This is a genomic window from Pseudarthrobacter linnaei (assembly GCF_055412825.1).
Genome location: NZ_JBVAYX010000008.1, coordinates 72447 through 86883, shown reverse-complemented (window position 1 = coordinate 86883; position 14437 = coordinate 72447). Strand labels below are relative to the sequence as shown.

The following is a 14437-nucleotide window of genomic DNA, read 5'->3' as shown; positions in this document are numbered from 1 at the left end:
GACGCTGGTCCGGCGCCGTGCTTGGAGCCTGACCCCGCCATGCCATAGCGTGGAGCCATGAACGCAGTGAGAGGGCACTTTGCCGCGAGGACTGTCCGGGTCAAGGCCCCCGGCAAAGTAAACGTCTCGCTGGATGTCGGGCCCCTGCGCGCTGACGGCTACCATTCGGTCGCCAGCGTCTACCTCGCGGTGTCCCTCTATGAAGAAGTCGCCGCCACCAGCACGGACACCGGGGAAATCACCGTCAGCATCAGCCCGGCGAGCACCCTCGACCTCGACGGCGTCGACATTCCCCTGGATAAGCGCAACCTGGCCTACAAAGCCGCCGCGATCATGGCTGATGTCTCGGAACACTCCACCGGCGTCCACCTTGAAATCACGAAACGGGTGCCCGTGGCCGGAGGCATGGGCGGAGGCTCCGCGGACGCAGCAGCCACCCTGCTGGCCTGTGACGCACTGTGGAACAGCGGGCTCTCACGCGAGGAACTCGCGCACCTGGCCGCCGAACTTGGCGCCGACGTGCCCTTCTCGCTGCTGGGCGGCACCGCCGTCGGGCTCGGTCTCGGCGACGAACTTTCCCCGGCCCTCGTCAAGGCCCAGACCGACTGGGTCCTGGTGGCCGCTGACTTCGGCTTGCCCACTCCTGAGGTGTACCGGACCCTGGACCGGCTGCGTGCGGCCGAACAAGCCGCCATCGAGGAACCCAAAGCGGTGGACCCGACGATCCTGCAGGCCCTGCGGGCGGGCGACGCCGATGCCCTGAGCCGGGTGCTGGTCAACGACCTCCAGCGCGCCTCGATAGAACTGGCGCCGAGCCTCCGGGACACCCTCGGGCTCGGTGAGTCCCTGGGTGCGATCGCCGGGATCGTGTCCGGCTCCGGACCCACAGTCGCGTTGCTGGCACACAGCCCCGCGGCCGCCGCAGGCCTGGCCGATGACCTCCGGCACCACGGCCTGGATGCCAGGGCGGTGCACGGCCCGGTTCACGGGGCGCGCATCATCTCCGATACGCTCCTTTAATAGGAATGTCGTGATCAGCACGACGTCAGCGGGCTTGGGTCGATCAAGCCTGACCGAATTTGCACGGCATAATTTTTTCTCTAGGAAAGCAGTTCCCAGTGGCACACCTGCTCGGCGGCGAGAACCTCACGGTCTCGTATGCAACCCGTACCGTTCTTAACGGCGTCACCCTTGGGCTCGAAGAGGGCGACCGGATCGGCATGGTCGGCCGCAACGGCGACGGCAAGTCGACGCTGATGCGCCTGCTGGCGATGCGCGCCACCCCGGACTCCGGCCGGGTGACCAAGCGCAGCGAGGTCAACATCGGCTACCTGGACCAAAGCGACGTGCTCGACGGCGACCTCACCGTCGGCGCCGCGATCGTAGGGGATCAGGCCGACTACGAATGGGCCCGCAATCCCCAGATCCGCGAAGTGATGGGCGGACTCGTGTCCGACGTCGACTGGCACGCCAACGTCCACGCCCTCTCCGGCGGGCAGAAGCGGCGCGTGGCGCTGGCCAAGCTGCTGATCGAGGACCATGACGTGATCATGCTCGACGAGCCCACCAACCACCTCGACGTCGAAGGCGTCGCGTGGCTGTCCCGGCACCTGAAGACCCGCTGGCGGGCCAACCAGGGCGCCTTTCTCGTCGTCACCCACGACCGCTGGTTCCTCGACGAAGTCTGCACCAAGACCTGGGAAATCCACGACGGCATCATGGACCCGTTCGACGGCGGTTACGCCGCCTATGTGCTGGCCCGAGCCGAACGTGACCGCTCCGCGTCCGTGGTGGAAAGCAAGCGCCAGATGCTCGTGAAGAAGGAGCTCGCCTGGCTCCGGCGTGGCGCCCCGGCCCGCACCGCCAAGCCCAAATTCCGGATCGAGGCGGCCAACGCCCTGATCGCGGACGTCCCTGAGCCGCGCGACTCGACGGCCTTGAGCAAGATGGCCACGGCCCGGCTCGGCAAGGACGTCCTGGACCTGGAGAACGTCTCCCTCGACTTCCTCGGCGGCGAGCCCGGGCAGAAACTCTTCGACAACATCACCCTGCGGCTCGCCCCCGGTGAACGGCTGGGCCTCGTGGGCGTCAACGGCGCCGGCAAAACGACCCTGCTGAAGCTCCTGAACGGCGAAATCCAGCCCAGCTCCGGAAAGGTCAAGCGCGGCAAGACGGTTGTTACCGCGGTCCTGACCCAGGAGGTCAAGGAACTTGATGACGTTTCGGACCTGCGCGTGATCGAAGTGATTGAGCGCGAAAAGCGCTCCTTCAACGTCGGCGGCAAGGAATTCACCGCCGGCCAGCTCGTGGAGCAGCTTGGCTTCACCAACGAGAAACAGTGGACCCCAGTCAGGGACCTCTCCGGCGGCGAACGCCGGCGCCTCCAGCTCCTGCGCCTGCTGGTGGGGGAGCCCAACGTGCTGATGCTCGATGAGCCCACCAACGACCTCGACACCGACACCCTGGCCGCCGTCGAGGACGTGCTGGACGGCTGGCCGGGCACGCTCGTCGTCGTCAGCCACGACCGCTACCTGCTGGAACGCGTCACGGACCACCAGATGGCGCTCCTGGGCGACGGCAAGATCCGTGCCCTGCCGCGCGGTGTGGACCAGTACCTGGAACTGCGCGAAGCGGCGCTTGCCGGCTCCACCATCACCGGCGGCGGCAATCCTGTCACTGCCGCCAGCGGCCCTTCCGCCCCCGCCGCAGCCGGGGCATCGGAAGCCGAGAAGCGGGACGCCCGCAAGGCCAAGAACCGGATCGACCGCCAGCTGGGCAAGCTCAAGCAGCAGGAGGACAAAATCCACGCCCAGATGACCGCGGCGGCCGCCGACTCCTCCGCCGTCGGCGACCTGGCCGGGCTCAACAAGAAGCTCAAGGACCTCGCCGTCGAACGCGAAGCCCTCGAACTCGAATGGCTCGGGGCCCTCGAGGTCCTCGGCGAGTAGTCGCCTCCCGGGGGACATGCCCAGTGTGTTGCGGCAGGGCTGGACATGTCCCTAGGTAGGGTCGTGTCCCGCTGGACATGCCCCCTGCGGCAGCCGGCGGTTGGACATGTTGGTGTTATGTCCAGGCTCGGCGCCCAGGGGAGGGCACGTCCCGCGGGGCGCTCAGTTACTGCGTCGTCAGGCGAGGCTCGTCTGGTTTCTGGCGTCCCACCCCGGCTGGACATGTCCCTCGGTCGACTTATTGCCCGCAGGACAGGCCCACTGGGGCAGGCGACGGTTGGACATGTTGGTGTTATGTCCAGTCTCTGGGGCCAGGGGAGGGCATGTCCCGCGGGGCCTTCAGAGCCTCCGGGCGCAGTCCGCTGCCGTCAGAGGCTGCCAGCCCGCGGACTTTAGTCGTCGCTGCGGAGCTCGGGGTCCTTTTGGAGGCCGGTGAGGCCGTTCCAGGCGAGGTTGACGAGGTGGGCGGCGACTTCGCGTTTGTCCGGGGTTCGGCTGTCCTGCCACCACTGGCCCGTCATCGCCACCATTCCGACCAGCATCTGCGCGTACATGGCGCCGTCGGCCGAGGTGAAGCCGCGGCGGGCGAACTCGTCGGCCAGGATGTGCTCCACGCGGGCCGTGACGTGGGAGATCAGGGTCGAGAAGGCGCCTTCGGGCTGCGTCGGCGGGGCGTCGCGCATGAGGATGCGGAAGCCCTCGGCGCGGTCCTCGATGTAGCTCAGCAGGGCCAGGGCGGCCCGCTCGACCAGGACGCGAGGCTTCGCTTCCTCGGACAACGCGTCACTGATGGAGCCCAGCAGGATCCGGAACTCGCAGTCGACGACCTGCGTGTACAGGCCCTCCTTGGAGCCGAAGTGCTCGTAGATCACCGGCTTGGAAACACCTGCGGCGGCAGCGATCTCCTCGATCGTGGTCCCGTCCAGCCCGCGGAGGGCGAACAGTCCCCGGCCGATGCCGATGAGCTGGCTGCGGCGCTGGGGCCCCGTCATTCGGACCCGGGGTACGTACCCGGCGGACCGTGCCGGCCTGCCGCTGCTGCCCTCCGCCCCTCCGGGCACCCCTGTGCTGTTGCTCACAGCTCCATCATGCCCCACATCATCGACCGGGAGGGGCGCGCCCGGGCCCCGTCCGCGACGCCAGCACGTGGCGGCAACGCAGTATGGCAGAATTGACTCTCGTGCCACAGGCTCAGTGCCTTGGCATGGTCCGCCCTGGTGTAATGGCAGCACCCCGGCCTTTGGAGCCGTGGAGTATAGGTTCGAGTCCTATGGGCGGAACTGCCGTGCGTCGCGGAGGCCGGGAAACGGCACCCGCCGGGCGCGGCCCCGGGTAAGTCCAGTAGGATGAATCCGGTGCCGTGACCGAAGTCTGGCCCGCCCAAGATGTGCGGATCCGGCAGCCGAGGTGCACCAGCTGGCCTCGGCCGCCGGCCACCCACATCCACCAAGCAGCGGCATGCGCTAAGCCACTGAGCAAGGAGAGCCCGTACGTGAGCCCCGAGAAGACCGGCCCAGCCGCCGTCATCGTCCTAGCTGCAGGTGCCGGTACCCGGATGAAGTCCCGTACCCCCAAAATTCTCCACGAGATCGGCGGCCGGTCCCTCGTCGGCCACGCGCTGCACGCCGCCCGCACCATCCGGCCGCAGGAGCTTGCCCTCGTCGTCCGGCATGAGCGGGACCTCGTTGCCGCCCACATCGGCGCCGTCGACCCGGCCGCCCTGATCGTTGACCAGGACGAGGTGCCCGGCACCGGCCGCGCGGTGGAGGCCGCGCTCGAGGCCCTGGACGCGCTTCATCCCCACGGGCAGCTCAGCGGAACGGTCGTCGTGACCTATGGCGACGTCCCGCTCCTCACCGGCGGGCTGCTCGCCGAGCTCGTCGCCAGCCACGAGGACGGGCACAACGCCGTCACCGTCCTGACCGCCGTCCTGTCCGACGCGACCGGCTACGGCCGCATCCTGCGGGCTGCGGACGGAACGGTCACCGGCATCCGGGAGCACAAGGACGCCACCGACGCCGAACGTGACATCCGGGAGGTCAACTCCGGCATCTACGCCTTCGACGCCGCAGTGCTCCGCGATTCGCTGGCCCACGTCACCACCGACAACGCCCAGGGCGAGAAGTACCTCACCGACGTGCTGGCCCTGGCCCGTGCCGCCGGGGGCCGCGTCGCCGCCGTCGTGACCGAAGACCGCTGGCAGGTCGAGGGCGCCAACGACCGGGTGCAGCTCTCCGCCCTGGGCGCGGAACTCAACCGGCGCACCGTCGAAGCCTGGATGCGCGCCGGTGTCACCGTCGTTGACCCGGCCACCACCTGGATCGACGCCACCGTCACTCTCGACGAGGACGTCCGGCTGCTGCCCAACACCCAGCTCCACGGCACCACCACGGTGGCGCGCGACGCCGTCGTCGGCCCGGACACGACCCTCACCGATGTTCAGGTGGGGGAGGGCGCCAAGGTGGTCCGCACGCACGGTTCCGGCTCCACGATCGGCGTCAAGGCCAGCGTCGGCCCGTTCACCTACCTGCGCCCCGGCACAGTCCTCGGCGGGGCCGGCAAGATCGGCGCCTTCTACGAGACCAAGAACGTCACCATCGGCCGCGGCTCCAAACTGTCCCATCTCGGCTATGCCGGCGACGCCGAGATCGGTGAAGACACGAACATCGGCTGCGGAAACATCACCGCGAACTACGACGGCGAGAAGAAGCACCGCACGGTCATCGGGTCCGGCGTCCGCACCGGCTCCAACACCGTCTTCGTCGCTCCCGTCCAGGTCGGTGACGGCGCCTACAGCGGTGCCGGCGCAGTGATCCGCCGCGACGTGCCGCCCGGCGCCCTGGTCCTTTCCCTGGCCAAGCAGCAGAACACCGAGGGCTGGGTCCAGGCGAACCGCCCGGGCTCGGTTTCCGCGTCCCTGGCCGCGGCCGCCGGCGCCACCACAACTTCCTCCAGTACTCCGGCATCTACAGAAGAGGGCTAGCAACAATGAGCGAAATTACGGCACGCGGCGAGAAGAAGCTGGTGCTTGCCGCTGGGCGCGCGCATCCTGAGCTGGCGAGGGAAATCGCCAAGGAGCTCGGCACCGAGCTGCTGCCCCTGGATGCCTACGACTTCGCCAACGGTGAGATCTACGTCCGGGCCGGGGAAAGCGTGCGCGGTACGGACGCCTTCGTCATCCAGGCGCACCCCGCCCCGCTGAACAACTGGCTGATGGAACAGCTCATCATGATCGATTCGCTCAAGCGGGCCTCCGCGAAACGCATCACCGTGGTGTCACCGTTCTACCCGTACGCCCGGCAGGACAAGAAGGGCCGCGGCCGCGAGCCCATTTCCGCGCGCCTCATCGCCGACCTCTACAAGACCGCGGGCGCCGACCGCATCATGAGTGTGGACCTGCACACCTCGCAGATCCAGGGTTTCTTCGACGGCCCCGTCGACCACCTCATGGCAATCCCGCTGCTGGCGGACTACATCCGCACCCGCGTTGGCGCGGACGACATCACGGTGGTCTCCCCGGACACCGGCCGCGTCCGCGTTGCCGAGCAGTGGGCCGAGCGCCTCGGCGGCGCGCCGCTGGCGTTCGTGCACAAGAGCCGCGACCTGACCGTTCCGAACCAGGCGGTGTCCAAGACGGTCGTCGGCCAGGTCGAAGGCCGCACCTGCGTGCTGATCGACGACATGATCGACACCGGGGGCACCATTTCCGGTGCGGTCCAGGTGCTCAAGAACGCCGGAGCCAAGGACGTCATCATCGCGGCCACGCACGCCGTGTTCTCCGATCCCGCGGCCCAGCGGCTGTCCGAGTCCGGCGCGCGCGAGGTCGTTGTCACCAACACCCTCCCGATTGACGCCAGCAAGCGCTTCCCGCAGCTCACCGTGCTGTCCATCGCGCCGCTGATCGCCCGTGCCATCCGCGAAGTGTTCGACGACGGTTCCGTCACCAGCCTGTTCGACGGCAACGCCTGACCCCAGACTGGGCCATGCCCAGGCGTCCGCCAGTGCGGGCACGTTTTCATGAAACCGTGCCTGCGCTGGTAGCCTTGTAGCGAAACCTTGGCGAGGGAGAGCGCTGGTCAGCCGTGTTCACGGCCGACCGGACTGCTGGTCTCCGTTATCGACTGGGTCTGAATCTCCCTTCGGAAGGGCGGCCCCACGGCCACCCGGCGTTGAAGGTCGCAAACAGACCTCCGCCCTTGCTGAACACCGCTAGTCCACTAGGAGATACCCATGTCTGAGCAGAAGCTCGCAGCAGAAGTACGCACCGAATTCGGCAAGGGCTTCGCCCGCCGCGCCCGCATGGAGGGCCTGATCCCGGCCGTCATCTACGGCCACGGCGCAGAGCCCATCCACATCACCCTGCCGTCGAAGTCCACCACCCTAGCGGTCCGCCGCGCCAACGCCCTGCTGACCCTGGACATCAACGGTGAACAGCACCTTGCCCTGGTCAAGGACATCCAGCGCGACCCGATCAAGCAGATCATCGAGCACCTCGACCTCCTGACCGTCCGCACCGGCGAAAAGGTCACCGTCGACGTTCCCGTGCACGTCACCGGCGAGCTGGCTCCGGGCAACGTGTTCAACCAGGAAATGACCACCGTCTCCCTCGAGGCCGAGGCAACCCACCTGCCGACCGCCGTCGAGGTCAGCATCGAGGGCCGCACGGCCGGCGAGCACATTCACGCTTCCGACCTGGTCCTGCCGAAGGGCTCCGTCCTGCTGGCTGACGCCGAGGCCCTCGTTGTGCATATCTCCGAGGCCACCGAGGTCTCCGAGGAAGAAGCATCCGCCGACACCACCGAAGGTTCCTCGGTCGCAGAAGCAGCAGCCGAGTAGTTTCGGCGATTGTCGGTGGCCGGGTCCCGTTGGGGCCCGGCCACCGTCGTCTGCACCGCCTGCCCACCTGCCGCCCGACGCGGACTGCCCCACCAAAGGACTGATCCATGACTGACACCTGGCTGATCGCAGGCCTCGGGAACCCCGGGGCCGAGTACGCCCACAACAGGCACAACGTCGGACAGATGGTCCTCGACGAACTCGCGTCCCGGATCGGAAGCGGCTTCAAGTCCCACAAGTCCCGGGCCCAGGTCCTGGAAGGCCGCCTTGGCATCGGCGGCCCGCGCGTGGTGCTGGCCAAGCCGCTGAGTTATATGAATGTCTCCGGCGGCCCGGTTTCGGCGCTGTGCAAGTTTTACGACATCGAGCCCGGCCACGTCATCGCCGTGCACGATGAGATCGACATTCCCTTTAATACGGTCAAGCTGAAGCTGGGCGGCGGCGAAGGGGGCCATAACGGGCTGCGCGACATCTCCAGGGCACTCGCCACCAAGGACTACCTGCGGGTCCGGGTCGGCGTTGGACGCCCGCCGGGCAGGATGGACACGGCAGACTATGTGCTGAAGGACTTTTCCGGTTCTGAGAAGAAGGAACTGGCCTTCCTGATCGACACCGCCGCGGACGCCGCGGAAGCCCTGGTCCGCGAGGGCCTGCCGGCGGCGCAGCAGCAGTTCCATCCGACGAAGAGCCCCCAGCCGTAAAAAGCCGAAAAACTTCCGCCGGGCCGCACGACGTAACGCGCGTGCAGACCCTCGAATTTCTTCCAAGCGTCCTGAATTGCCGATAAGATCGCTCTACTCTCATGTCGGGGGATAGGGATACGCTACTTCTAAGCGGACGGTCTCAGGCTTGCTGTCCGCAAAGTGGTACGAAGGAAACAAGATGTCGAGGGATTTGCTGGGCTGGGGGAATGTTTCCACTACATTGGCACCCGCCGAAGAAGGGGCTGCCGCCGGTCCGCTGGACCGGCACAGGTGGTCAGGTCTCGCGCGCAACGCTGACGCCGACCGGGTTCGCAGCGCCCTGCTCGCGGAGGACCGCATGGGCGTGGTCATCACCGGTGACCGCGGAGTGGGCAAAACCCAGGTAGGACGCGCCGCGGTTGCGGGCTTGGGACCTGACGTCTATACCCTCCAGCTCCGCAGCTCCGGACCGGGCTCGGCCACGCCCTACGGATGCCTGGCCTTCACTCTCGCCCGCCTGCCGCAAAGCTCCCTTGGCTCGCCGACGGCCATCCTGCATGGCATCACGTCCCTGATCCGCGACGACGCCGCCGGACGCAAGTGCGTCATTCTGCTGGACAACGCCGGAGCCCTGGACGAACTGAGTACCGGGGTGCTGCTCAACCTGGTGCAGACCCGGACCGCACGGCTTGTCGCCACCGCCCAGCGCACGACGGACCTTCCGCCCGACTTCTACTGGCTCATTACCTCCGGGCAGGTCGCCGAGGTCCGGCTCGCCAACCTCACGGAGGTCGAAACCCTCGAGGTGCTCCAGGCGGCGCTGGGGCACAGGGTGTCCAGCGCCCTGGCCAGCCAGCTGCACCATCTGGTGGGCGGCAGCCCGACCCTGCTGCAGGCCGTGGTCTCAGAGCAGATCGAACGGGGCAACCTCGTGCTTTCGGGATCCGTCTGGACCCTGGTGGATGAGGTGGTCCTTGACGGGCGCACCGCGCTGGAAGACATCGTCCGGGCCAGGTACGCCCGCGAAACACCGGTGGCCCGGGAACTCATCGAAGTCCTGTCCTGTGCCCGGACCCTGCCGTTGGCCCGGCTCGCGCGGATGTACAGCCCCGGAGTCATCGCGGACATGGAAGATGCGGGTCAGGTTGTTGTCGACCGGACGGGCCGGCACCTCGTTTCGCTCGGGGACCGCTATCTGGGCGACATCGTCCGCAACTGGCTCAGCGTGGAGCGCAGGCTGGAGCTGCGGGACAAGGTGCCGGGGCACCAGCAGGACGAGCTCAGCGAGCTGACCGTGGAGGACTTGCTCGCCTACGCGGCGTGGACCCACGACTGCGATGCGCCCCTGGCGCCCGCGCACGCCGTGGCGGCCGCCGGCGCCGCCGTCAAACTTTTTGACCCGAAGTTCGCGCTCAAATGCGCTGGCAGCGTGAGTCCGACGGACCCGGAGTGGACCGAGGGCCAGCTGCAGAAATCCGCAGCATACCTTCAACTGGGACTTCCGCTGCAGGCCATGGCCGCCCTGGACGACGTATCCGAAGCCCAGCTCGGCGCCCTCGGCGCTGAGGCGTACGCGGAACTGATTGGCGCGAAGGCGGACTGCATGTCCTGGCTCCATAACCGTGCCGGTGAGGTCCCTGAGCTGCTCCGGCTGGCCCGCCTGCGGCTCTGCGAGCTCGCCGGGCAGCCACCGGTGGCGTCACCGCAGGAGCTGGCCCGTGCCCGACTGTGCCTGGACCTCTGCGAATTCAACTACTTCTCCTTTGTCGGCGACTACGCTCCCATGATGGACCGGCTCAGCGCGGCGGCGTCCTTCGAGGTGGACGACGTCGATCCGGTGCACCGGCTCAGGTGCGGCATCATTCTGATGGAAGCCCTCTGCATGACGGGCAGGGAGGTCGAGGCCCGCAATCTGCTGCGGGAGATCGGCGGCCAGCTGGGGGAATGGTCCAATGTTCCACGGATCCGGGAAAACTTTGCGTGGCGATCCTTCAACGTGCTGCTCCTGTCCGGGTTCTGGCGCCAGAGCATTGACATGCTCAAGGACGCCAGCGGCCGGGCCGGCCACGGGCTGCATTCCGGCAGCGCGGCCACTGATCTGGCTGTAGGTCTTGCCTATGTTTATGCGGGCCGCGGCTATATGGCCCTGGACCCGCTCCTTGCGGCGATCGCCCAGCTCGAAGTCCGGGCCAGCCTGCACTCGCTGCGGCAGGCCTACGCGGCCACTGCCTTCGCCTACGCCCAGACCGGGAATTCCGTGCAGGCCACCGTCTACCTGGACCGGGCCCGCTCAGCGGGCGGCCCTGCCCGATTCGCGGTCCGAAGTTCCGCGGACTTTTGCATGGACATGGCCTCGCGCTGGCTGGGAGATCCCGAGGCGAAGGACCGGCTGGTGCGCGCGGCCGAGGAACACTACCAGGCGGGACGGTACACCCTGGCCGGCATCTTCATGCTCGGTGCGACGGTCAACGGCACCACCAGGGATTTCCAGTTCCTGGAGGAGATTGCGGCGTTGCGGCAGGGTCCCCTCGCGGAACTGTCCCGGACGATTGCCGTGGGCAGCGCTGCGAAGGACCCTGCCGTGATGTTGGAGGCCGCCAGCCAGGCCTCGGCCATGGAACTCGACGCCGTCCAGGCCAGATGCGCTGCCCTCGCCTTCGACTTCGCTAAGGCCGCGGGCCTGAGCGTGAAGGCCAGCGCCGCCCACGCCATCCTGGAAGGTCTCGCGGATTCCTTGCCGGCGCTGCCGATTATCCCCAGGAACAAGGGGCCGCTGCTGACGGACCGGGAACGGCAGATTGCCACCCTGGCCGGCAACGGGGTCTCCAACAAGGACATTGCCCTGGCGATCGGCATTTCTGTTCGGACAGTGGAAGGACACCTTTACCAGGTGTTCACCAAGCTGGGAGTTTCTTCGCGAAGTGATCTGCTTGGACTTATCTAGGAACCGCGCGACCGTTTCCGGGCCGGCGGAAGCACCGAGGGCCCTGACCGGGCGGGCGGAGGATCTGCGGTCGGCGGTGGAGGCGATCCAGGGGAGCACCCACGTGGCGGTCCTCCTGCTGGGCGACAGCGGGATCGGCAAATCCACTCTCCTGGACGCCGTGGTGGCCGAACTGCAGACAGCCGTGACGCCTGTCCGCATCCACGGCAGCCCTTCGCTGGCGAATGTGCCCTACGGCGTGCTGGGCCCTTTTATTGTCGGGCTGCCCGTCGAGGAGGCCACCTCGCAACTGGCAGTGCTCAGGACCTTCTGGGCGCGGCTGGAGGAAGAGCGCCGCGCTTCCCAGAAGCCCCTGCTGCTGGTCGTGGACGACGCACATGACCTGGACGAGTCGACGGCCGGAATCCTGGTGGAACTCGCCGCTGCCGGCTGGGCCAAACTGCTCGTAGCCTCGGCCGCCCGGCCGGGCCTGCCGGAACCGCTGCTGCAGCTGTGGTTTGAGGGGATAGCGGAACGCCTCGACCTGCGACCCCTGACCCAACTGCAGACCTATGACATCCTCGAAGGCGCACTGGGCTCACAGATCCTGCCAAGCGTAGCCGAAATCCTCTGGGAAGCTTCCGAGGGCAACCCGCTGCTGCTCAGCGGTCTCATCGACGACGCGAAGACCGACGGCACGCTGCTGCAACGCAACGGGGTGTGGCTGCTCGCCCGTCCGCTTAACAGCCACGGGGACCGCCTCACTGACGTTGTGCGCCGGCAGTTGCTCCGGCGTTCCCCGCAGGAACGGCAGGCCCTGAACCTGATTGCCCTGGCCGAGCCGGTCTCCCGGGATCTGATTGAGGCCACGGTGGGCGAAGACGCGGTGGCCGCCCTCATCGAACACGAGATGATCCGGGTGACGCCGGCACCGCACCCGCAATTGAGGCTCTGGCACTCCATCTACGGCGACACGCTGCGTAACCTGATTTCGCCGGCCCGCAGCCTCCAGCTCCGGCAGAGCCTCCTGCGGCTCATGGACAACGAACCGACGTCGGCAGAAGGCCTGCTGCGCCAGGTCAGCTGGTCGATTGAATGCGGAGCGGAGGTCGAGGACCGGCAGCTTCTGCGGGCAGCCGTCCTGGCCAGCCGGCTCCATGAGGACAAACTGGCACGCAAAGCCGCCTCGCTGGTCAAAGACCCCGAGTTGCAGGTGGCTGCACGGGCCGTGATGGCCAGGACCTACTTCAACACCTCGGACTACTCGTCCGCCCGGGACATCCTGGAAGCCGACTTCGCCAAGGGCCAGAGCGTGGCTGTCCTCCTCACGGGAACGATGATGTGGGCCGCGGTGCAGGCTGCCCTGGGCCACGCGCCGGCCGACATCATGGACCGCGCCGCAGCCCTCCTGGAGGCAGGGGAGCAGCTGGCCCGGGACAACCCGGACGATGCCGAGGGAATCCTTGCGGCAACCCGGGAACGGTATGCGACCGTTCATGCCATGGTGTTTGCGCTGGCGGGGGAGTACCCGGACAGTGCCGGCACGGAAGCCGAAGCGGAGGCCGGCGCGCAGCCTCCTCCCACCAACGCCCTGGAGGCAGCGTTCAGGCTGGCGCTGGTATCGGAACGGCTCCTCGTGCAGGGCAAAGCGGTGCAGGCGTTCGCTGCGGTGTCCCAGGCGCTGGAGAGCGCGGGTTCCGGAGACAGCGAACTGCATTTCCTGGCCGAATTCCTCGTGGCGCGGGCAGCGGCGGCCGTGATCCACGGCGGCGACTGGGAAGCCGCCGAAAACCTCCTGGCCAGTGTCGCCGCCGGACACGGCCCCAACCTCGCCTCGTTCGGCGGCGGAGTCCACGCCGCACACGGCATCACCCTGCTGTACCAAGGCAAAGCCGCCGAGGCCGTGGACACGCTCAGCGCGGCGCTGGAATCACTGCGGCTCGCGGATCCCCAGCAGCTCTTCGCCCTGACCGCCGCGATGGCCTTCGCCGCCGCCGCCGACGTCGGCGCCAAAGACAAAGCAACGGCATTCCTCGCCGACTACGACGCGGCCCCGCGGGCGGTGTCACGCTACCTGCGCATCCTCTCGCAGATGGCAGTCACCTACGGAAAGGCCCGCATGGGCAACTACCCGGGCGCCGTCGACGAGTTGAGGGCGCTGGGCCGGCCCCACGGCGACGATTCCACGGCGGGCCTGGAGTTCGAATCGCTGGTGTTCTGCCTGGCCCTCGGAGACCGGGGCGCGGCCACGCGGCTCCTCGAACTGCAGCCCGAGCTGGAAGGCCCCAGACCCGCCGCGATCTGCCGCTATGCGGCGGCGGCCAGCACCGACCGGGCCGCTGATTATCTGGAAGCGGGGAAGAGTTGCGAAGAAGCCGAGCTGTGGGGCTTCGCGACGCTGGCCTACGACGCCGCCGCGGCCAGGTACCGGGCAGCCGGTGACACCCTGCGGGAACGCATGGTGATGTCCCAGCGGAAGCGCTGCCTGGACAGGGCAGACCGAATCGGCGGCCAGGAACAGGGCGCCGAGTCCGACCCCCTTGGCCTGCTGACGCGCCGGGAGCGCGACATCGTGGCCCTGGCGGTGCGCGGCCTGAGCGACCGCCAGATAGCCGCCGAGCTGCAGGTGTCCATCCGAACAGTCGAAGGCCACCTCTACCGCAGCTATGCCAAGCTCAACGTCAAAGGCCGGGACCAGTTGCCGGGCGTATCCTCATCCTGACTGTACCGGGCATTCCTCTGCCCGGGCGTTTGCGGTTTCCCCACCCCTGTAGCCCGCGGAGGCCCGGCACGGGCACCAGGCGTACTGACTTTCCCTTTCGCCGTGCGTAGCTCCGGAGGGCCGGCAAGTAGGCACCCGGCGGCCCGGGTATGGGGACCGCGTAGCCGGACCGCGCAAGCATCGCGAGCCGGGCGCCAAGGCAAGTACCCTCGATGACAGCTTCGATCGGAACCCGCCGCGAATTCGAGTACGCACTACCGGTGTGCGGTTGGCGTCCGATTCGCTAGATTGTATTCAAGCACCAGGAACCACCGGACAAAACCAC

The 14437-nt window shown here is 67.8% G+C and carries 9 protein-coding genes and 1 tRNA gene; 9 read left to right on the top strand and 1 reads right to left on the bottom strand.

All coding sequences use genetic code 11. The features are described 5' to 3' along the window. Window positions 1-57: 57 nt before the first annotated feature. Together ACZYZ3_RS09880 and ACZYZ3_RS09875 are read left to right on the top strand one after the other, a co-directional pair. Window positions 58-1020, top strand: coding sequence for a 4-(cytidine 5'-diphospho)-2-C-methyl-D-erythritol kinase (locus ACZYZ3_RS09880; RefSeq protein WP_463963649.1), 963 nt, complete (start codon window positions 58-60; stop codon window positions 1018-1020). Window positions 1021-1118: 98 nt separating this feature from the next. Beyond that, window positions 1119-2948 carry an ABC-F family ATP-binding cassette domain-containing protein gene (locus tag ACZYZ3_RS09875; RefSeq protein WP_463963648.1) on the top strand — a complete coding sequence of 610 codons (1830 nt, stop codon included), beginning with the start codon at window positions 1119-1121 and terminating at the stop codon, window positions 2946-2948. 392 nt (window positions 2949-3340) lie between these two features. On the opposite strand, the gene ACZYZ3_RS09870 is transcribed toward ACZYZ3_RS09875, so the two are convergent. After that, window positions 3341-3940: a TetR/AcrR family transcriptional regulator gene (locus tag ACZYZ3_RS09870; RefSeq protein WP_463963711.1), complete on the bottom strand. Its 600-nt coding sequence runs from the start codon at window positions 3938-3940 to the stop codon at window positions 3341-3343. Between the two features lie 216 nt (window positions 3941-4156). Between ACZYZ3_RS09870 and ACZYZ3_RS09865 the strand changes: the two genes are divergently transcribed. The 7 genes from ACZYZ3_RS09865 to ACZYZ3_RS09835 all read left to right on the top strand — a co-directional run bounded on the left by ACZYZ3_RS09865 (window position 4157) and on the right by ACZYZ3_RS09835 (window position 14112). Continuing rightward, window positions 4157-4228: transfer RNA gene (locus tag ACZYZ3_RS09865), tRNA-Gln, on the top strand. A 212-nt stretch (window positions 4229-4440) separates the two neighbouring features. Beyond that, window positions 4441-5931 carry a bifunctional UDP-N-acetylglucosamine diphosphorylase/glucosamine-1-phosphate N-acetyltransferase GlmU gene (gene glmU / locus ACZYZ3_RS09860; protein ID WP_463963647.1) on the top strand — a complete coding sequence of 497 codons (1491 nt, stop codon included), beginning with the start codon at window positions 4441-4443 and terminating at the stop codon, window positions 5929-5931. Between the two features lie 5 nt (window positions 5932-5936). Next, a complete protein-coding gene (locus ACZYZ3_RS09855) occupies window positions 5937-6917 on the top strand; it encodes a ribose-phosphate diphosphokinase (RefSeq protein WP_282381411.1) in 981 nt (326 codons plus the stop codon). Window positions 6918-7178: 261 nt separating this feature from the next. Beyond that, window positions 7179-7784: a 50S ribosomal protein L25/general stress protein Ctc gene (locus tag ACZYZ3_RS09850; RefSeq protein WP_463963646.1), complete on the top strand. Its 606-nt coding sequence runs from the start codon at window positions 7179-7181 to the stop codon at window positions 7782-7784. 107 nt (window positions 7785-7891) lie between these two features. Then, on the top strand, window positions 7892-8485 hold the full coding sequence (gene pth, locus ACZYZ3_RS09845; RefSeq protein ID WP_463963645.1) for an aminoacyl-tRNA hydrolase: 594 nt from the start codon (window positions 7892-7894) through the stop codon (window positions 8483-8485). A gap of 181 nt (window positions 8486-8666) precedes the next feature. Next, window positions 8667-11411, top strand: coding sequence for a helix-turn-helix transcriptional regulator (locus tag ACZYZ3_RS09840; protein ID WP_463963644.1), 2745 nt, complete (start codon window positions 8667-8669; stop codon window positions 11409-11411). Continuing rightward, window positions 11389-14112: a helix-turn-helix transcriptional regulator gene (locus ACZYZ3_RS09835; protein WP_463963643.1), complete on the top strand. Its 2724-nt coding sequence runs from the start codon at window positions 11389-11391 to the stop codon at window positions 14110-14112. Before ACZYZ3_RS09840 ends, ACZYZ3_RS09835 begins: the two co-directional genes overlap by 23 nt. The last annotated feature ends 325 nt before the right edge of the window (window positions 14113-14437 follow it).